Annotated in this window: 17 protein-coding genes, 1 tRNA gene and 1 riboswitch; of the genes, 16 read left to right on the top strand and 2 right to left on the bottom strand. The window is 65.0% G+C overall.

Annotated elements, in window-relative coordinates:
* Window positions 1-2: 2 nt before the first annotated feature.
* From IF690_RS07985 to IF690_RS07975, 3 genes are read left to right on the top strand one after another with little or no spacing between them, the layout of a single operon-like run.
* Window positions 3-461: a tripartite tricarboxylate transporter TctB family protein gene (locus tag IF690_RS07985; protein WP_016702126.1), complete on the top strand. Its 459-nt coding sequence runs from the start codon at window positions 3-5 to the stop codon at window positions 459-461.
* Window position 462: 1 nt separating this feature from the next.
* Entirely contained in the window at window positions 463-1,977 is a 1,515-nt protein-coding gene (locus IF690_RS07980) for a tripartite tricarboxylate transporter permease (RefSeq protein WP_202699660.1), read from the top strand.
* Entirely contained in the window at window positions 1,970-3,001 is a 1,032-nt protein-coding gene (locus IF690_RS07975) for an AbrB family transcriptional regulator (RefSeq protein ID WP_202699659.1), read from the top strand. The genes IF690_RS07980 and IF690_RS07975 overlap by 8 nt, the downstream gene beginning before the upstream one ends.
* Window positions 3,002-3,170: 169 nt before the next feature.
* On the opposite strand, the gene ung is transcribed toward IF690_RS07975, so the two are convergent.
* A complete protein-coding gene (gene ung / locus IF690_RS07970; RefSeq protein WP_202699658.1) occupies window positions 3,171-3,863 on the bottom strand; it encodes a uracil-DNA glycosylase in 693 nt (230 codons plus the stop codon).
* Between the two features lie 131 nt (window positions 3,864-3,994).
* On the opposite strand from ung, the gene dspII reads away from it, so the two are divergent.
* Window positions 3,995-5,107 carry an enoyl-CoA hydratase/isomerase DspII gene (gene dspII / locus IF690_RS07965; protein WP_202699657.1) on the top strand — a complete coding sequence of 371 codons (1,113 nt, stop codon included), beginning with the start codon at window positions 3,995-3,997 and terminating at the stop codon, window positions 5,105-5,107.
* Between the two features lie 60 nt (window positions 5,108-5,167).
* On the opposite strand, the gene IF690_RS07960 is transcribed toward dspII, so the two are convergent.
* Window positions 5,168-5,617, bottom strand: coding sequence for a hypothetical protein (locus IF690_RS07960; RefSeq protein ID WP_202699656.1), 450 nt, complete (start codon window positions 5,615-5,617; stop codon window positions 5,168-5,170).
* Window positions 5,618-6,059: 442 nt separating this feature from the next.
* Window positions 6,060-6,160: riboswitch (guanidine-I (ykkC/yxkD leader) on the top strand.
* A 60-nt stretch (window positions 6,161-6,220) separates the two neighbouring features.
* Between IF690_RS07960 and IF690_RS07955 the strand changes: the two genes are divergently transcribed.
* The 12 genes from IF690_RS07955 to IF690_RS07900 all read left to right on the top strand — a co-directional run bounded on the left by IF690_RS07955 (window position 6,221) and on the right by IF690_RS07900 (window position 20,024).
* A complete protein-coding gene (locus IF690_RS07955; RefSeq protein WP_202699655.1) occupies window positions 6,221-7,294 on the top strand; it encodes a putative urea ABC transporter substrate-binding protein in 1,074 nt (357 codons plus the stop codon).
* Window positions 7,295-7,308: 14 nt separating this feature from the next.
* Entirely contained in the window at window positions 7,309-8,124 is an 816-nt protein-coding gene (locus IF690_RS07950) for an ABC transporter permease (protein ID WP_202699654.1), read from the top strand.
* Window positions 8,121-8,909, top strand: a complete 789-nt coding sequence (locus tag IF690_RS07945; RefSeq protein ID WP_202699653.1) for an ABC transporter ATP-binding protein — start codon at window positions 8,121-8,123, stop codon at window positions 8,907-8,909. Before IF690_RS07950 ends, IF690_RS07945 begins: the two co-directional genes overlap by 4 nt.
* Before the next feature lie 13 nt (window positions 8,910-8,922).
* On the top strand, window positions 8,923-9,648 hold the full coding sequence (locus IF690_RS07940; protein WP_202699652.1) for an urea amidolyase associated protein UAAP1: 726 nt from the start codon (window positions 8,923-8,925) through the stop codon (window positions 9,646-9,648).
* A gap of 11 nt (window positions 9,649-9,659) precedes the next feature.
* Window positions 9,660-10,301, top strand: coding sequence for an urea amidolyase associated protein UAAP2 (locus IF690_RS07935; protein WP_202699651.1), 642 nt, complete (start codon window positions 9,660-9,662; stop codon window positions 10,299-10,301).
* A 201-nt stretch (window positions 10,302-10,502) separates the two neighbouring features.
* Entirely contained in the window at window positions 10,503-14,090 is a 3,588-nt protein-coding gene (gene uca, locus IF690_RS07930; RefSeq protein ID WP_202699650.1) for an urea carboxylase, read from the top strand.
* Between the two features lie 28 nt (window positions 14,091-14,118).
* The gene (gene atzF / locus IF690_RS07925; protein WP_202699649.1) at window positions 14,119-15,897 is read left to right on the top strand and encodes an allophanate hydrolase; all 1,779 of its coding nucleotides are present in this window, start codon (window positions 14,119-14,121) and stop codon (window positions 15,895-15,897) included.
* 175 nt (window positions 15,898-16,072) lie between these two features.
* Window positions 16,073-17,560: a sensor domain-containing diguanylate cyclase gene (locus IF690_RS07920; RefSeq protein ID WP_202699648.1), complete on the top strand. Its 1,488-nt coding sequence runs from the start codon at window positions 16,073-16,075 to the stop codon at window positions 17,558-17,560.
* 7 nt (window positions 17,561-17,567) lie between these two features.
* Window positions 17,568-17,786, top strand: a complete 219-nt coding sequence (locus IF690_RS07915; protein WP_286673850.1) for a cysteine-rich CWC family protein — start codon at window positions 17,568-17,570, stop codon at window positions 17,784-17,786.
* A 33-nt stretch (window positions 17,787-17,819) separates the two neighbouring features.
* The gene (locus IF690_RS07910) at window positions 17,820-18,512 is read left to right on the top strand and encodes a pseudouridine synthase (RefSeq protein ID WP_202699646.1); all 693 of its coding nucleotides are present in this window, start codon (window positions 17,820-17,822) and stop codon (window positions 18,510-18,512) included.
* A gap of 351 nt (window positions 18,513-18,863) precedes the next feature.
* The gene (locus tag IF690_RS07905; protein ID WP_202699645.1) at window positions 18,864-19,748 is read left to right on the top strand and encodes an alpha/beta fold hydrolase; all 885 of its coding nucleotides are present in this window, start codon (window positions 18,864-18,866) and stop codon (window positions 19,746-19,748) included.
* Window positions 19,749-19,950: 202 nt separating this feature from the next.
* Window positions 19,951-20,024: transfer RNA gene (locus tag IF690_RS07900), tRNA-Gly, on the top strand.
* The last annotated feature ends 101 nt before the right edge of the window (window positions 20,025-20,125 follow it).

Raw genomic sequence — 20,125 nt, 5'->3', positions numbered from 1 at the left:
CCATGCTCTTACAACGTATTTTCGCCTCGGTGCTGCTCCTGGTCTGCCTGGGCCTGGCGCTGATGGCCTGGCCTTACCAGGCCGCCTTTTCCTACGAGCCGGTCGGTCCGCGCGCCTTTCCCCTGCTGATGCTCGGGCTGATGGGCCTGGCACTGCTGTACATGGTGTTTCGCCCGGCGCCGATCAAACACAGCGAAGACGAGCCGCCGCTGGACCGTGAAACCCTGACCAAGATCAGCATCTGCGTGGTCCTGCTGCTGATCTTCGCCGGTCTGTTCGAACCCCTGGGTTTCATTCTCAGCAGCATCCTGATCGGCATTCCTATGGCGCGCCTGTACGGCGGCCGCTGGGTGCCCAGCGCCGTGGTCACCACACTGATGGCCATCGGTCTGTACGTGCTCTTCGACCGGGTGATGGATGTGCCACTGCCCCTGGGCCTGCTCGACGTTCTGGAGAACTGATATGGATACGCTTGGCTATTTGGGCCAGGGTTTCGGCGTCGCGCTGAGCCCCTACAACCTGGTCACCGCCCTGACCGGCACCCTGATCGGCACCGTGGTCGGCCTGCTTCCGGGCCTGGGCCCGATCAACGGTGTGGCACTGCTGATCCCGATCGCCTTCGCCCTCGGCCTGCCACCGGAGTCGGCGCTGATCCTGCTGGCGGCGGTGTACCTGGGTTGCGAATACGGCGGCCGGATCAGCTCGATCCTGCTGAACATCCCGGGCGAAGCCTCCACCGTGATGACCACCCTCGACGGCTACCCGATGGCGCGCCAGGGCCTGGCCGGGGTGGCCCTGTCGCTGTCGGCCTGGAGCTCGTTCATCGGCGCCTTCATCGCCACCTGCGGCATGGTGATGTTCGCCCCGCTGCTGGCGAAATGGGCGATTGCCTTCGGCCCGGCGGAGTACTTCGTGCTGATGGTGTTCGCCATTGTCTGCCTCGGTGGCATGGCGGGCGACCGGCCGATCAAGACCTTTATCGCCGCGCTGATCGGGCTGTTCCTGTCGTCGGTCGGCATCGACGCCAACAGCGGCGTGTACCGTTTCACCGGCGATAACATCCACCTCACCGACGGCATTCAGTTCGTGGTGCTGGTACTGGGCCTGTTCTCCATCAGCGAGATCCTGTTGCTGCTGGAAAAAACCCATCGCGGCCAGGAAGCGGTGAAAGCCACCGGGCGCATGATGTTCAACTTCAAGGAAGCCGCGTCGGTGTTCGTGGTGAACATCCGTTGCGGCCTGCTGGGCTTCATCATGGGCGTCTTGCCGGGTGCCGGCGCGACCCTGGCCAGCGCCGTGGCCTACATGTCCGAAAAACGCATCGCCGGCGCCAGCGGCAAGTTCGGCCAGGGCGACAAGCGCGGCCTGGCGGCTCCGGAAACCGCGATCGGCGCCTCGGCCTGCGGCGCCCTGGTACCGATGCTGACCCTCGGCGTCCCGGGTTCGGGCACCACCGCGGTGATGATCGGCGCCCTGTCGCTGTACAACATCACCCCGGGCCCGCTGCTGTTCCAGCAGCAGCCGGACATCGTCTGGGGCCTGATCGCCTCGTTGTTCATCGCCAACATCATGCTGGTGATTCTCAACATCCCGATGATCCGCGTCTTTACCCGCATCCTCGCCGTGCCGAACTGGGCCCTGGTGCCAGTGATCGCGATCATCACCGGGATCGGCGTCTACGCAGTGCACGCCACCACTTTCGACCTGTTCCTGATGGTCGGCATCGGCATCTTCGGCTATATCCTGCGCAAGCTGGACTTCCCACTGTCGCCGGTGCTGCTGGGCTTTATCCTCGGCGGGCTGATGGAGCAGAACCTGCGGCGCGCGCTGTCGATCTCCAACGGCGCGATGGAAATCCTCTGGTCCAGCCCGATCACCGTCGGCATCTGGGTGCTGACCGTGATCATGCTGCTGATGCCGATGATCCGCATCTGGCGCAAGCGCTCGGCCCTGCAACGCGCCGTGGCCGATGTCTGAGGCCAGCTTCAAACAGTGGTGGGGTACGCCCCTGGTCGGTCTGGCCGGCGGTTACCTCGCCAGCCAGATCGGCTGGCCGTTGCCGTGGATGGTCGGCTCGTTGCTGGCGATCATCCTGGTGCGCTGCCTGACGCCCTGGCAACTGGGGGAAATCCCCGGCGGCCGCAAATGCGGGCAATGGGTGGTGGGCATCGGCATCGGCCTGCACTTCACCCCGGTGGTGATGGAACAGGTCATGAGCCATTTCGGCCTGATCTTCTTCGGTGCCCTGGTCACCAGCCTGTCCAGCGTGGTCGGGGTCTGGCTGCTGCGGCGCACCGGTGAGGACCGGGCTACCGCGTTCTTCTCCAGCATGCCGGGCGGCTCCGGCGAGATGGTCAACCTCGGCGCGCGCAATGGCGCGGTGCTCAGCCGTGTGGCGGCCGGGCAAAGCCTGCGGGTGCTGGTGGTGGTCTTGTGTGTACCGGCGGCCTTCAAGTACCTGTTGGGTGAAGGCGTGCCTCAATTGCATCCGGCCAGCGTCGATTGGCGCTGGCTGGCCGTATTGTTTCCGGCGGGCGCCCTGCTCGCCTGGCTCTGGCAACGTCTGCGCCAGCCTAACCCCTGGCTGTTCGGGCCGCTGCTGGTCAGTGCCGCGGTCAGTATCGGCTGGGACCTGCACATCGGCCTGCCGGACGGCGGCAGCCAGATCGGCCAGTGGCTGATTGGCAGCGGCCTGGGCTGTCACTTCAATCGCCAGTTCTTCCGCCACGCGCCCTCGTTCATGGGCCGCACCCTGATCGGCACGGCGCTGACCATGCTGATCGCCAGCCTCGCGGCCGTGGCCCTGAGTGCCCTGACTCATCTGGACCTGCGTTCGCTGACATTGGGCATGATGCCCGGCGGCATCGCGGAAATGAGCCTGACGGCCGAGACCCTGCAACTGTCGGTGCCGCTGGTGACGGCGATGCAGGTGATGCGCTTGCTGTTCGTGCTGTTTCTGGCCGAGCCGCTGTTCCGGCATTGGGACAAGAAACCGGACTGAAGCCGGTCCCCTGTAGCCGCTGCCGCAGGCTGCGATCGACCCCGAAGGGGGCGCAATATACAGAATCGCCGAGGTCCTTCGGACCTATCGCAGCCTACGGCAGCGGCTGCAGGGTTTTGCGTTGCTTCTGGAGCGAGGCTTGCCCGCGATGACGGCCTTCAACCCTCCCTCAAACCGGCGGCAACCGCCATTCGATCGGCGTCTCGCCATTCTGCTCGAGGTACTTGTTGGCCCGGCTGAAATGCCCGCAACCAATAAAGCCGCGGTGCGCCGACAGGGGCGACGGGTGTACCGAGGTCAGCACCAGGTGCTTGGTGGCATCGATCAGCTTCTGCTTGCTCTGGGCATGGGCCCCCCACAGCAGGAACACCAGATGCGGCCGGTGCTCGCTCACCACTTCGATGATCCGGTCGGTGAAATGCTGCCAGCCCTTGCCCGCATGGGAAGCGGCGTTGGCCCGCTGCACGGTCATGGTGGTATTGAGCATCAGCACCCCCTGGTCGGCCCAGCTCTGCAGGTAGCCATGGTTGGGCATGTCGAGGTTCAGGTCGCGCTTGAGCTCTTTATAGATGTTCACCAGGGACGGCGGCACCGGTACGCCCGGTTGCACCGAGAAGCACAGGCCATGTGCCTGGCCGGGGCCGTGGTAAGGGTCCTGGCCGAGGATCACCACCTTGACCTTGTCCAGCGGGGTCGAATTCAGCGCATTGAAGATCAACGGGCCCGGCGGGTAGATCTCCTTGCCAGCGACATGCTCCTGACGCAGGAACTCGCGCAATTGCGCCATGTAAGGCTGGTCGAATTCGGCACGCAGTGCCTGCTTCCAGCTGGGTTCGAGTTTGATACGGTCGTCATCGGTCATGGTTGCACCCGGTAAAATCAGTGGGCGCACCCTAGGAAAGCCCACCACGCTTGTCAATTGATCTGACGCAGAACCGCCACTTTCGCCTATAGCGATCATACTGAACGCTCAAATTCCCGATCGAGGTCACGATGAATCTGCACTTCGAAGAACTCACCGGCACCGACGGCGCGCGCATCGCAATTGCCACCCTGGATGCCGAACAATCCCTCAACGCCTTGTCCCTGCCGATGATCCATCTGTTGAGCGACCGCCTGGAAGCCTGGGCCAAGGACCCGCAGGTGGTCTGTGTGCTGTTGCGCGGCAACGGCGCCAAGGCCTTTTGCGCCGGCGGCGAAGTGCGCAGCCTGGTCCAGGCCTGCCTGGCCCACCCCGGCGAAGTACCGCCGCTGGCCGCGCAGTTCTTCGCTGCGGAATACCGTCTCGACTACCGCCTGCACACCTACCCGAAACCGCTGATCTGCTGGGGCCACGGCTATGTGCTCGGGGGCGGCATGGGCCTGCTGCAGGGCGCCAGCATTCGTATCGTCACGCCGAGCAGCCGCCTGGCGATGCCGGAGATCAGCATCGGCCTGTACCCGGATGTCGGCGCCAGCTGGTTCCTCTCGCGCCTGCCGGGCAAGCTCGGGCTGTTCCTCGGCCTGACCGGCGCGCAGATGAACGGCCGCGACGCCATCGACCTGGACCTGGCCGACCGCTTCCTGCGGGACGACCAGCAGGAAGCGCTGATCGACGGGCTGCTGCAACTCAACTGGCAGGAGCAGACGCCGATGCAGCTCAACAGCCTGCTCAAGGCCCTGCAACAGGAAGCCGTGGCACAAATGCCCGCGGCCCAGTGGCTGCCACGGCGCCAACAGATCGACGAGTGGCTGGACGTCAGCGACGTACGCTGTGCCTGGCGAGCCATCAGCCAGTTGCACAATCACTCGGATGCCCTGCTGGCCCGGGCGGCGAAAACCCTCGGCGAAGGCTGCCCGCTGACCGCCTGCCTGGTCTGGGAACAGATCCGGCGGGCCCGGCACCTGTCCCTGGCCCAGGTGTTCCAGATGGAATACACCCTGAGCCTGAACTGCTGCCGGCACCCTGAACTCAGCGAAGGGGTCCGGGCGCGCTTGATCGACAAGGACCACAAGCCCCGCTGGCACTGGCCGGACATCAACAGCGTCCCCGACGCCGTGGTCGAGGCGCATTTCCACAAGGCCTGGGAAGGCCGTCACCCCCTGGCGGATCTGTCGGACTTGTGAAAAAAGCCAGCCATGAAAAAGCGGCGCTCCAGGCGCCGCTTGTTGATTGTGGTGGGCAGATCAGCGGTTGTGATGACGGTCACGACGGTGATCGTCGCGACCGCGATCGCTCCAGTCTCGACCGCCACGCCGGCCGTCATGGTCGCGGCGGCCGTCATGACGCCGATAGTCGTTGCTCCAGCCCTGGCGGTGGCCATCCCAGCCACGGTTCGGGTAGGCGCGGTAAACGGCCCGCGGCGCCGACGGGTAGTAACGCGGTGCCGGTTGGTAATACCGGGGCTGGTAGTACCGGGGCGCAGGTTGGTAGTAGTACCGGGGCGCAGGTTGGTAATAACGCGGCGCGTAATAGCCGCGGCCGGAAGAGTAATAGGAACCGCCGTAGTAGACCGGCGCCGGTGTCGTATAGACCTCAGAGCGGTAGTAAGTGGAACCTCCGTCGTAGTCGTAATAGGGAACGCAGGCAGAAAGCGCCAAACCCAGGAACGCAGTGAGAAGAATTCGACGATACATGGCGGCCTCCCGGACCGCTGATGGGCCATGCCAGCGACGCTGGCCGGCGGCAGCCGAGGATGTTCTGGCTGACGGAATATCTGACCGCGAAAACGGGGTCTGGTGCGATTTCCGTTACACCTTGATACAAGTCGCCAGGCAAGGATTCTGGATCCGATAAAGGCCGGTTTTCGCTGGCTGTACCGGCCCTCGCTCCCACTGGGAAAAAGCGCTTGGGCAGGAGCAGACGGACAGCGCTCGAGGCCGAATGCCAGCTCACAACCTGCACCCTGGCAGCGCCCACCTGATGCAAAACGCACCACTTGAAGGCAGATTCCGCCCCCTGCTTTCTCCCTCGTCATCAACCCAGGCCTTCTAGACCGGCCCTCCCCCGTACTTGGCACGCGTCTCGCTTTAACCCTGGCGTGCAGGAGTCATCACAGGTTCGCGGCACCACAATTTGCAAATGGCTGACTAGGGTTCCGGCTCGCATGCGCGAGTGACTGGTCCGAGAGTTGGCGACCTCCAGTTGAGGTTACACGGCGGGACAAAAGCCCGGGAGACAAGCCACCGTTCGCGGTGCTGCGTGCTCCTGTCCGCCCTCGATCAACTGGAGAACCACCCATGCCCCAGCTTCGCTTCCCCGCTCTGCTCGCCACCGTCTTCGCGGTGCTCGCCACCCTCGCCAGCGCCGCCCAGGCCGCCCAGAAAGACCACTTCAGCGTGTGCTGGACCCTCTACGCCGGCTGGATGCCGTGGGAGTACGCCGGTAGCCAGGGCATCGTCGACAAGTGGGCGAAAAAGTACGGCATCAGCATCGATGTGGTGCAGCTCAACGACTATGTCGAATCCATCAACCAATACACCGCCGGCCAGTTCGATGGCTGCACCATGACCAACATGGACGCCCTGACCATCCCCGCCGCCGGTGGCGTGGACAGTACCGCGCTGATCGTCAGCGACTTCTCCAACGGCAACGACGGCGTGGTGCTCAAGGGCGAGGGCAAGCAGGTCGCCGACCTCAAGGGCATGGACGTCAACCTGGTGGAACTCTCGGTATCCCACTACCTGCTGGCCCGTGCCCTGGACTCGGTGGACCTCACCGAGAAAGACCTGAAAGTGGTCAACACCTCCGACGCCGATATCGCCGCCGCCTTCAACACCGACCAGGTGCAGGCTGTCACCACCTGGAACCCGATGCTCTCGCAGATCAAGGCCAAGCCGGGGGTCAGCGAAGTCTTCAATTCCAGCCAGATCCCCGGCGAAATCATGGACATGATGGTGGTCAACAGTTCCACCCTCAAGGACAACCCGGCCCTGGGCAAGGCGCTGACCGGCGCCTGGTTCGAAGTGGTGGCGCTGATGAATGCCAGCAACGCCCAGAGCAAGGCGGCGCTGGAACACATGGCCAAGGCCTCGGGCACCGACCTGGCCGGATTCCAGGCGCAACTGGACACCACCCGGCTGTTCGCCACCCCCCAGGAAGCCCTGGCCTTCGCCACCAGCGCGGAGCTGCCGAAAACCATGCGCAGGGTCGCCGAATTCTCCTTCCAGCACGGTCTGCTGGGCGAAGGCGCCAAGGACACCAGCGCAGTGGGCATGAGCTTCGCCGGCGGCGTCATCAGCGGCGACAAGGCCAACCTCAAGCTGCGCTTCGACCCGAGCTTCGTGCAGCTGGCGGCCGACGCCAAGTTGTAACAGGAGGACTGGCCATGCGCCTGATCAATCGTTACCCGGACCGGCCGAGTCGCCTGCTGCTGGTGATCCTGCCGTTCGCCCTGGTGCTGCTCGCCTACTTCATGGGCTCGGCCGAACGGCTGCTGGACAACCCCAACGACAAGCTGCTGCCCAGCGCGTCGCAGATGATCGACGCGGTAAAACGCCTGGGCTTCAGCGCCGACGCCCGCACCGGCGAATACCTGCTGTGGCAGGACACCGCGTCGAGCCTGCAACGCCTCGGTATCGGCCTGGCTATCAGCGCCCTGGCCGGCCTGTGCCTGGGTATCGCCGCCGGCACCCTGCCGCTGTTCGGGGCGCCGCTGTCGCCGCTGCTGACCGTGCTGTCGATGGTGCCGCCGCTGGCGATCCTGCCGATCCTGTTCATCGTCTTCGGCCTCGGCGAGTTGTCGAAAATCATGCTGATCGTGATCGGCATCACCCCGTGCCTGGCCCGTGACCTGGAACAGCGCGCCCGGGAGATTCCCGTGGAACTGCTGATCAAGGCCCAGACCCTGGGCGCCTCGACCTGGACCCTGATCCTGCGGGTGGTGTTGCCGCAATTGCTGCCGCGCCTGCTGATTGCCCTGCGGCTGATGCTGGGTTCGGCCTGGCTGTTTTTGATCGCCGCCGAAGCCATCGCCTCCACCGACGGCCTGGGCTACCGGATCTTCCTGGTGCGCCGCTACCTGGCCATGGATGTGATCCTGCCCTACGTGGTATGGATCACCCTGCTCGCCTGGCTGATGGACTGGGGGCTCAAGCGCCTGACCCAGGTGGCGTTCCCCTGGTACGAGGGGGCACGGCCATGAGCTTCATCACGGTGAACAATGTCTGGCAGCAGTACGCCGGGCAGGTGGTGCTCGAACGCCTCAACCTGCACGTCGAGGAGGGTGAGTTCTGCACCCTGGTGGGCGCCTCCGGCTGCGGCAAGTCGACCTTCCTGCGCCTGTTGCTGGGCCAGGAACAGGCCAGTCGCGGCGAGATCCTGCTCGACGGCCAGCCCCTGGCCAGCGAGCCGGAAGCCAGCCGTGGCGTGGTGTTCCAGCGCTATTCGGTGTTCCCCCATCTGTCGGTGCTGGACAACGTCGCCCTCGGCCTGGAGCTGCCACGCTCGCCGCTGCTGGGCCGGCTGTTCGGCAGCGCCAAACGCGAAGCCCGGGAACAGGCGGCGACCCTGCTGCACAAGGTCGGTCTCGGCCATGCCCTGGACAAGTACCCGGCGCAGCTCTCCGGTGGCATGCAGCAGCGCCTGGCGATCGCCCAGGCGCTGATCATGCAGCCGCGGGTGCTGCTGCTCGACGAACCCTTCGGCGCGCTGGACCCGGGCATCCGCAAGGACATGCACGGCCTGCTGCTGGAGCTGTGGCGCGAGACCCGGCTGACGGTGTTCATGGTCACCCACGACCTGGCGGAAGGCTTCAGCCTCGGTACCCGCCTGCTGGTGTTCGACAAGGTCCGCCTCGACCCGCACGCCCCCGGCGCCTATGGCGCGCGCATCACCTACGACATCCCTTTGAACAGCGACCGCCGAGCCACCGGCAAGGCCGTCGCGGCCCTGCCGGCCGAGCTGGCGGGCGCCCTTCGTCTCGCTTGAGAGGACTTTGCAGATGACCGACTCGACTCAACTCTTCCCGCCCTTCGCCGAAGAAACCCTGCCCGGCGGCGGCCACCGCTCCTTTGTAGTCAAGCGCGGCCAGCTGCTGCGCCTGACCGATATCCGCGGCGGCGCCAATGTCAGCCTGACCCTGCTCAACGCCAATGAAAAGACCGAGCGCCTGAACCTGCCCGACAGCCTCAAGTGCCAGCACACCGCCAAGCTCACCGCCGGTCATTGCCTGTACTCGGACATGGGCCGGGTGCTGGCGGCAATCACCGCCGACACCTGCGGCTGGAGCGACAGCATCGGCGGCGTGCTGTGCGCCGCAGAAGTGGCAGAGAAATACGGCCAGGGGCGCTTCCAGGAACTGCGCAACGGCTTCTACCGCAACGGCACCGACAACCTGCTGGTGGAACTGGGCAAATGGGGCCTGGGCCTGTCCGACCTGCTGATGACCCTCAACCTGTTCAGCCGGGTCAACGTCGACGAGTCCGGCGCCCTGCACTTCGTCGAAGGCAACTCCAGGGCCGGCGACTACATCGAGCTGTACGCGCCAATGGACACCCTGGTGGTGCTCACCGCCCTGCAACACCCGATGGACCCCAACCCCGAATACGCGCCCAAGCCACTGAAGCTCAGCTGGATGAACGCCGACCCCAGCGTCGCCGAGCATTGCCGCACTTCGCGCCCGGAAAACCTGCGCGGCTTCATCAACACCGACCGTCTGTTCGCCTGAGGAACGCCGCCATGTCACTTGCTATCGCCACCGCTGAAAAGCAGCCAGAAACCGCCGTGTACCGCGCCACCATTCCCTCCGGCGAACCCTGGCTGATGGAGGTCAAGGCCGGCCAGACCCTGCGCATCCTCGACCTGGAGGGCAACCAGGCCGTCGATACCCTGTTCTACAGCCTGAAAAACCCCAAGGAACGCTACGACGTGCAGCGCACCCTGCGCCGGCAGAACCGGATCTACCTGAGCACTGGCAGCGTGCTGTATTCCAACCTCGGCCGGCCGATGCTGAGTATCGTCGCCGACACCTGCGGCCGGCACGATACCCTCGGCGGTGCCTGCGCCCAGGAAAGCAACACCGTGCGCTACGCCCTGGAAAAACGCTACATGCACAGCTGCCGCGACAACTACTTGCGGGCCTGTGCCCACGACGGTCGGCTGGGCAAGGGCGACATCGGGCCGAACATCAACTTCTTCATGAACGTGCCAGTGACCGCCGACGGCGGCCTGACCTTCGAGGACGGCATTTCCGCGCCGGGCAAATACGTCGAGCTGCGCGCCGAGATGGATGTGATCGTGCTGATCTCCAACTGCCCGCAACTGAACAACCCGTGCAACGCCTACAACCCCACCCCCGCGGAGCTGCTGGTATGGAACTGAAATTCGCGCGCCTGCGCCGCTGGCTGTTCGCCCTGTGCCAGAGCCGTTCGGGGCAATGCATCAAGTGACCGCCGCCGCTGACTGCGGCGACTGAGACACGGATCCTGCCGCCAGGGACGACCCCGGCGCCTATCGAAAAACTGCGGGACGGCCCGCAACCCAGGTCGAGGCGGTGTACGCATCGCCTCCAGGGGTCATGCCATGTTCGAAAAACTGCTGATTGCCAACCGCGGCGCCATCGCCTGCCGCATCCTGCGCACCCTGCGCGAGCTAGAGGTCCAGGGTGTCGCCGTGTATTCCGAGGCCGATGCCGCCAGCCTGCACATCCTCCAGGCCGACGAGGCCCACAGCCTCGGTGAAGGCGCGGCCGCCGGCACCTACCTGGCGGTGGACAAGATCCTCGGCATCGCCAAAGCCAGCGGCGCCACGGCGATCCACCCCGGCTATGGGTTTCTCTCGGAGAACGCCGCCTTCGCCGAAGCCTGCGAAACCGCCGGCATCGCCTTTGTCGGGCCAACGCCGGAGCAGCTGCGGGTGTTCGGCCTCAAGCACACCGCCCGCGCCCTGGCCAGGCAGCATGGCGTGCCGATGCTCGAAGGCAGCGAACTGCTGGACAGCCTCGACGCCGCCCTCGACGCCGGCGAGCAGCTGGGCTACCCGGTGATGCTCAAGAGCACCGCCGGCGGTGGCGGTATCGGCATGCGCGTGTGCCGTAGCGCGGCCGAGCTGGGCGAGTCGTTCGAGGCGGTGAAGCGCCTGGGGCAGAACAACTTCAGCGACGCCGGCGTATTTCTCGAAAAGTACATCCAGCGCGCCCGGCATCTGGAGGTGCAGGTGTTCGGCGATGGCCAGGGCGAGGTCCTGGCCCTGGGCGTACGCGATTGCTCGGTGCAGCGACGCAACCAGAAAGTGCTGGAAGAAACCCCCGCGCCAAACCTGCCCGAGGGCATGGCGCAAGCCTTGTGCGCGGCGGCAATCAAGCTGGCCAAGGCGGTGAACTATCGCAGCGCCGGTACCGTGGAGTTCGTCTTCGACAGCCAGGCCCAGCGCTTCTACTTCCTTGAGGTGAACACCCGCCTGCAGGTCGAGCACGGCGTCACCGAACAGGTGTGGGGCGTCGACCTGGTGCGCTGGATGGTACAACTGGCGGCCGGCGACCTGCCGCCGTTGAGCGAGCTGAGCGCCCGGCTGCAACCCTGCGGCCACGCGATCCAGGCCCGGCTGTACGCCGAAGACCCGGGCCGGGACTTTCAACCCAGCCCGGGGCTGCTGAGCGCCGTGCATTTCCCGCCCGCCGATGGCCGGCAGTTGCGCATCGACACCTGGGTCGAAGCGGGCTGCGAGATCCCGCCCTACTTCGACCCGATGATCGCCAAGCTCATCAGTTGGGCGCCGGACCGCGAACAAGCACGCCAGGACCTGCATCGGGCATTGGGCGACAGCCTGCTCTACGGCGTGGAAAGCAACCGCGACTACCTGCGCCAGATCCTGCTGGACGCCCCTTTCGCCAGTGGCAACCCCTGGACCCGCTGCCTGGAAGACCTGGTCTACCAGGCCAACACCTTTGAAGTGCTCAGCGCCGGCACCCAGACCAGCGTCCAGGACTATCCCGGACGCCTCGGCTACTGGGCCGTGGGCGTGCCGCCTTCGGGGCCGATGGACAGCCGCGCCCTGCGCGCGGGCAACCGTCTGCTGGGCAATGCCGAAGGCGCCGCCGCTCTGGAAATCACCATGAGCGGCCCCCTGCTGCGCTTCAACTGCGATGCCGTGGTCGCGGTGACCGGGGCCGTGATTCCCCTGAGTCTCAACGGTGCGCCCCAGCCGATGAACACCGCACTGCGGGTCCCGGCAGGCGCAACCTTGAGCCTGGGCACCATCGCCGGTGCCGGCGCACGCAGCTACCTGTGCCTGCGCGGCGGCGTGCAGGTGCCGGACTATCTGGGCAGCAAAAGCACCTTCACCCTCGGCCAGTTTGGCGGGCATGGCGGGCGAGCCTTGCGCGCCGGCGATGTGCTGCATGTGCCGGCCTTGGACGAGCACAGCGCCGGGCAGTGCCTGCCGAGCGAGCAGCTCGGCGAGCTGCCGGCCGTGCGGCGGATCCGGGTGATCTACGGGCCCCATGGCGCACCGGAATATTTCACCACGGACTATATCGACACCTTCTTCGCCACCCAGTGGGAAGTGCACTTCAACTCCAGTCGCACCGGCGTGCGGTTGATCGGACCGAAGCCGCAATGGGTGCGCGCCGACGGCGGCGAGGCCGGCCTGCACCCGTCGAACATCCACGACAACCCTTACGCCATCGGCGCCGTGGACTTCACCGGCGACATGCCGGTGATCCTCGGTCCCGACGGCCCGAGCCTCGGCGGCTTCGTCTGCCCGGTGACGGTGATCGAAGCCGACCTGTGGCAACTGGGCCAGCTCAAGGCCGGGGACAAAGTGAAGTTCTTCCCGGTCAGCCTCGAACAGGCCCGAGCGCTGCTCTGCCAGAACCCGCCGCCCGAGGAAACCGGGGAGGCTCCTGCGAGCCTGGAGTTACTGTCGCCAGTGGTGCTGGATATCGGCCAGGACGACAGGCGACTGGTGGCGCGCTTGTCGGGGGACACCCATCTGTTGCTGGAAATCGGCCCGCCGGAGCTGGACCTGGTGCTGCGCTTTCGCGGCCATGCCTTGATGCAGGCGCTGGAGGCCAAGGCACTGCGCGGGGTGATCGACCTGACCCCGGGCATCCGTTCGCTGCAGGTGCATTACCAGCCGGAACAACTGCCCCTGGCCGACCTGCTGGGCATAGTCGCCGGCGAATGGGACGCGGTGTGCGCGGCGAGGGACTTGCAGGTGCCGTCGCGCATCGTCCATCTGCCGCTGTCCTGGGACGACCCGGCTTGCCGGCTGGCCATCGAGAAATACATGACCACGGTGCGCAAGGACGCCCCCTGGTGCCCGAGCAACCTGGAGTTCATCCGCCGCATCAACGACCTGCCCGACCTCGATCAGGTGCAACGCACGGTGTTCGACGCCAGCTACCTGGTGATGGGCCTGGGCGACGTCTACCTGGGGGCGCCGGTCGCCACCCCGCTGGACCCGCGCCATCGCCTGGTGACCACCAAGTACAACCCGGCCCGTACCTGGACCGCCGAGAACTCGGTGGGCATCGGCGGCGCCTACCTGTGCGTGTACGGCATGGAAGGCCCCGGCGGCTATCAGTTCGTCGGCCGCACCCTGCAGATGTGGAACCGCTACCGCGAGGTCGCCGCGTTCGATGGCAAGCCCTGGCTGTTGCGCTTCTTCGACCAGATCCGTTTCTACCCGGTCAGCGCCGACGAGCTGCTGCGGATTCGCCGCGATTTCCCCCTCGGGCGCTTCGCGCCGAACATCGAGCACAGCCAGCTGAAGCTCGCCGACTACCAGGATTTCCTGGCCAGGGAAGCCCAGAGCATCGCCGCCTTCCGCCAGCAGCAACAGCACGCCTTCAATGCCGAGCGCGAACGCTGGATCGCCAGCGGCCAGGCGCACTTCGACAGCGAGGACGTGGCGCCGCAACCGACTGTGGAGGCACCGTTGGAAGACGGTCAGCAGAGCATCGACAGCCACATCGCCGGCAACCTCTGGCAGGTCCAGGTGGAAGCTGGCAGCCGGGTAGCGGCCGGCGATGTGCTGGTGATCCTGGAGTCGATGAAGATGGAAATCCCGGTGCTGGCGCCGATGGCCGGCGTGGTGCGGGAAATCCGCGTGCAACCGGGTTCGGCGGTGCGCGCCGGGCAGCGGGTCGCGGTTCTGCAACTGGACTGAACTTCACTTATCGCAACGGACTTTGATCATGACTGTGAACCTGCAACTCGATGCCCTGCGCGCCGCCTACCGTGAAGGCCGCACCACGCCCCGCGAACTGCTCCCGGCCCTGCGCGACAAAGCCGCGGCGCTGAACCCGGACTATCACCTGTTCATCCATCTGCTCGGCATGGAAGAGCTGGAGCCATACCTGGCGGCACTCGACGGCCGGGAGATCGACAGCCTGCCCCTGTACGGCGTGCCCTTCGCCATCAAGGACAATATCGACCTGGCCGGAATCCCGACCACTGCCGCCTGCCCGGCCTTCGCCTATGTGCCGCAGCGTTCGGCGAGCATCGTCGAGCAACTGCTGGCGCTGGGGGCCATTCCCCTGGGCAAGACCAACCTCGACCAGTTCGCCACCGGTCTCAACGGCAGCCGCTCGCCCTATGGCGCTTGCCCCAACAGCGTGCTGGCGGAATATCCGTCCGGCGGCTCCAGCGCCGGATCGTCCCTGGCGGTGGCGCTAGGGGTGGCCAGCTTTGCCCTCGGTACCGACACCGCCGGCTCCGGCCGGGTACCGGCGGCGCTGAACAATCTGCTCGGGCTCAAGGCCACCAAGGGCCTGATTTCCACCGCTGGCGTGGTTCCGGCCTGCCGTACCCTGGACTGCGTCACCACCTTCACCGCCACTGCCCGCGAAGCCAGCCAGCTGCTGGCGCTGACCGCGCAGTTCGACCCACGGGATGAATACAGCCGCCGCAACCCATCGTGGAACGATGGCTCGGCCTTCGGTACGCCGCGGCCCTTGCGCTTCGGCGTGCCCCGGGCCGGGGACCTGCAATTTTTCGGCTGCAACGAAGGTCCGCGGCTATTCGACGACGCCATTGGCCGCCTCAAGGCCCTGGGCGGCGAGGCTGTGGAACTGGACCTCTCACCCTTCCTCGAAGCGGCGCGCCTGTTGTACGAAGGGCCCTGGGTCGCCGAGCGCTATAGCGTGGCCGGCGAACTGCTGGAGCAAGCCCCGGAAGCCGTATTGCCGGTGATTCGCGCGGTACTGGCCAAGGCGCCTGCGGTGAATGGCGTGCAGACCTTTCGCGCGCAATACCGCCTGCAAGCGCTGAAGGCGCACTGCGACCGGTTGCTGGAAGGTCTGGACTGCGTGCTCACCCCGACCATCGGGCGCCCGGTGACCCTCGCCGAGCTGGAAGCCGAACCGGTGCTGCGCAACTCGGAACTGGGTTACTACACCAACTTCATGAACCTGCTGGATTACGCCGCCGTCGCCGTCCCCAGCGCCTTCATGAGCAATGGCTTGCCCTGGGGCGTCACCCTGTTCGGGCGAGCGTTCACCGACCAGTACCTGCTGAGCCTGGCCGATGCCCTGCAACGCCAGCAGGGCCTGGCCGTGCCTGCCGCCGACAAGCCCGCGGGCAATGACCGGACGCGCCTGGTGGTATGCGGTGCGCACCTGGAAGGGCTAGCCCTCAACGGGCAACTCAGGCAACGGGGCGCACGGCTGGTCGAGGCCGGCCACAGCTCGCCGGACTACCGGCTCTATGCCCTGGCCGGCGGTCCGCCGATGCGCCCGGGCATGCTGCGAGTGAGCGAAGGCGGCGTGGCGATCGCGGTGGAAGTCTGGGAACTGCCGAGCAGCGAACTGGGCTCGTTCCTCACCGGCATCCCCGCGCCGCTGGGCCTGGGCAAGGTGCAGCTGGCCGACGGCCGTTGGGAAAACGGTTTCATCTGCGAAGCCTACGGCCTGGAAGGCGCCACCGATATCAGCCACCTCGGCGGCTGGCGTGCCTATCTGCAGATGCTGGGCTGAAACCCTGTCACACCGCGCATAGGCTAAAAAGCGGTCGTCTGTCCGGCGACCGCTGCGCTCGAGCCCAGCCTTCCACGCCGCGACACAATTGCGTGCTTCACCCTGCAAATGACGCAGCTACTCGCCGGCGCCGCCACTAGAATGCTTGCATCGGGTCACTGCCACGGAATCCCCCATGCCGCCGAGTTCCCCCCTGTATTCGCAACGCTGGTTGATCATCACGCTCATCGCGCTGCTGGGCGGCGGTTTCATAGCCACTTCCTTACTCAGCTATTACGCCTCGCGAACCTCGATCCGCAACAACATCGTCAACACCGAGCTGCCGCTGACCTCCGACACCGTGTATTCGGAGATCCAGAAAGACCTGGTACGACCGATCCTGATTTCTTCGATGATGTCCCGCGATACCTTCATGCGCGACTGGGTGATGGGTGGCGAACGCGATCCCGAGCAGATGACCCGCTACCTCAACGAAGTCATGACCCACTACGGCGCCTACACCGCCTTCTTCGTTTCCAACAGCACCCTGACTTACTACCACGCCAAGGGCGTGCTGAAAAAAATCGCTCATGACAACCCTCTCGACGCCTGGTACTTCCGCGTCCGCGACATGGCCACCCCGTATGAGATCAACGTCGATCCGGACCAGGCCAACCAGAACAACCTGACGTTTTTCATCAACTACAAGGTCTACGACTACCAGGACAATTTCATCGGTACCGCCGGTGTCGGCCTGAAGGTAGATGCGGTGGTCAAGCTGATCGACCGCTACCAGCAGCGTTATCAGCGCAGTGTGTATTTCGTCGATACCCAGGGCCGGATCGCCCTCACCGGGGCCGAAGGCGGTCCGCAGGGCGCGCGGGCCGGCCAGTCGCTGTTCGAACTGGAAAACCTGCACGACCTGCAGGCCAGGCTGCCCAAGCCCCACAGCGGCAGCTATGAGTACAACGCCCCAGACCAGCGGCACTTCCTCAATGTGCGTTTCATTCCCGAGCTGAACTGGTACCTGTTCGTCGACAAGCGCGAGGGTAGCGCCCTGGGCGATATCCGCCGCTCGCTGTACCTCAACCTGCTGATCTGCCTGGCGATCACCCTGATCGTGCTGACCCTGCTCAACGGCGTGGTCAGACGTTTCCAGCGCAAGATCGAAACCCAGGCCACCCTCGACAGCCTCACCGGCCTGCCCAACCGCCGCGGCTTCGACCTGCTGGCCGCCCAGGCCATGCACGAAGCCCAGCGCGAGCCCAAGCCGCTGACCGCCCTGCTGCTGGACCTGGATCACTTCAAACGCCTCAACGACACCTACGGCCACCTCGCCGGCGATCAGGTGTTGAGCGGCTTCGCCCGACACCTGGAAAGCTGCCTGCGCCAGTCCGATATCGTTTGTCGATGGGGCGGCGAAGAGTTCATCGTGCTGCTCAAGGACACCGACAGCGCCACGGCGTTGAAGATTGCCGAGAAGATCCGCCTGCTGATCGAGCGACAGAGCTATGCCTATGAGGGCAAGAACCTGCGGCTGACCGTCAGTATCGGCGTGACCACGCTGCAGGCGGACGATACTCTGCACAGCCTGCTGTCGCGCGCCGACCATGCGATGTACCGTGCCAAGCAGACTGGCCGTAACCGAACCTGCGTGGAAATGCCTCACTCCAGCTATGAATGAACCGACCCTGAACAGCCCCAGCCTCTGCCCGGCCTGCGGCGCCCGCAACGACTGCAGCCTGGCCGACCCGCGTACCGTCGACCAGGCCTGCTGGTGCTACGGCGTGAGCATCGACCCGGCGGTGCTCGAAGCCTTGCCGCCGGAGCTGCGCGATCGCGCCTGCCTGTGTCCGCGCTGCGCCCGGGTCGAGGCGCAACTGCAAGCGGCCGCCCGGCCGATCCCGTAAGATGCGCAGCCTTTTGCCAGCCTGCCGATAGCCATGCGCGTTGACCGTTTCCTCAGTAACCTGCCCCGCTTCAACCGTCAGCAGGTGCGCTTGTTGCTGGTGGCGAAGCGCATCCGCATCGACGGCCAGGTGGTCAGCGATCCCCATGCCGAAGTGCGCGAGTTCAGCCGGGTCGAGCTCGACGACGAAGTGCTGCAGGCCGGCAAGCCGCCGCGTTATTTCATGCTGCACAAACCCATGGGCTGCGTCAGCGCCACCCGCGATCCCGAACACCGCACCGTGCTCGACCTGCTGGACGAACCGGAAAAACACCAGCTGCACATCGCCGGGCGCCTGGACTACAACACCACCGGCCTGCTGATCCTCACCAACGACGGCAGCTGGTCGCGACGCCTGACCCAGCCGCAGACCAAGCTGGCGAAGCACTATTACGTCGAGACCGAACAGGACATAGGCCCGGAGTACGCCGAGACCTTCGCCCGGGGCCTGTACTTCGCTTTCGAGGACCTCACCACCCTGCCCGCCGAACTGCAGATCCTCGGCCCCCGGCGCGCACGGCTGAGCATCGTCGAAGGCCGCTACCACCAGGTCAAACGCATGTTCGGCCATTTCGACAACAAGGTCTTGCGCCTGCACCGCGAACGCATGGGACCGCTGGCCCTCGACGAAAACCTGGCGCCTGGCGAGTACCGGCCGCTGACCGATGAAGAAATCCGCCTGATCTGATTGCCTGCAATTTCTCTCGTCGCTGTAAGCCATTGACGACACCATGACCATTCAGCCGAAGTTGTCGAACAATTTACCGAACGGCACTTGCGGGACGGCGTTCTCCCTGCTTGAATCAGTCCGTCGGCCCAAATGTGACCGATGAGTCACGAACATACTTCTAAGAAATCCTTTGCCGTCCGAGCCGCCTGTGCTCATCCCGCATTACGGCAAATTGCCCGCTTATAACAACACCCGTCGACCATCTGTTGCGGATCGACATGGGCTAAAAATTCCAGGCGTATGCCTACCTGTCACAAATCTCGTGCACCCTCGGTTGCGCGCATACCCGCTTGCCAGGAGTCTTATGACATGAGGCCAGAAATCGCTGTGCTTGATATACAAGGTCAGTATCGGGTTTACACGGAGTTCTATCGCGCAGATGCCGCAGAGAAGACCATCATTCTGGTCAACGGCTCAATGGCCACCACTGCATCTTTTGCGCAGACCGTGAAGAACCTGCATCCGCAATTCAATGTGGTGCTCTACGACCAGCCCTACGCCGGTCGGTCGAAAGCCCACAACAGACACGAGAAAATGCTCACCAAGGAAGTCGAGGGGCAGATCCTCCTGGAGCTGATCGACCACTTCGCCGCCGAGCACGTGATGTCGTTTTCCTGGGGTGGCGCACCGACGCTGCTCGCCCTGGCACAGCGCCCGCGACGCATCGAAAAGGCGGTGATCAGCTCGTTCTCGCCAGTGATCAACGAGCCGATGCGCGACTACCTCGAACGCGGTGTCAATTACCTCGGCAGCCTGGACCGCGACCGGGTCGGGCACCTGGTCAACGAGACCATCGGCAAGCACCTGCCGTCGCTGTTCAAGCGCTTCAACTATCGCCACGTCAGCACCCTGGCCGAGCATGAATACGGGCAGATGCACTTCCACATCAGCCATGTCCTCAACAGCGACCGCCAGTGCTACCTGAAAGCGGCTAAGAACATCGACGTGCCGGTGCTGTTCATGAACGGCGAATGGGACGAATACACCGCCGCCAACGACGCACGGCTGTTCGGCAACCATGTCCGGCACTCGACGTTCAGCACCATCCAGGCCGCCGGGCACTTCCTCGACATGGAACACAAGGCCGCCTGCCGGGACAGCCGTAACGCGCTGATGGGATTCCTCACACCGACCCAGCACACCAGTCGTCCGCGTTATCACTACCTGCAGGACCATCATGCCCTGGCAATCTGAAGTGACGTCATCGCGAGTAACTCGTCCCCAGCCGCAGGAGCGAGCTTGCTCGCGATAGACCGCAAGACGGTCTTCGCCCCGTCGCCGCGATGACGGCGTAGAAGCGTACCCGAGCACATCTCCCGCCGCCTCGCAGACACAGGCCCGGCAAAGAAAAACTTCAAATCCGCGCGCACTTCTGGTACAAAGTCAGCCGCTCCGAGCGGGTGTCGTATAATGGCATTACTCCAGCTTCCCAAGCTGATAACGAGGGTTCGATTCCCTTCACCCGCTCCACTTCATTCGAGTCCAGCGTCAGGCCCTGCCGACGAGGGATGCAGAAACAAAAAAACCGGTCCTGAGTGGCCGGTTTTTTTATGGGCGTTTCATCGCCGTTC

The organism is Pseudomonas sp. SK3(2021) (assembly GCF_016772375.1).
Taxonomy (GTDB): domain Bacteria; phylum Pseudomonadota; class Gammaproteobacteria; order Pseudomonadales; family Pseudomonadaceae; genus Aquipseudomonas; species Aquipseudomonas chlororaphis_I.
This window is presented reverse-complemented; position numbering and strand designations above follow the sequence as displayed.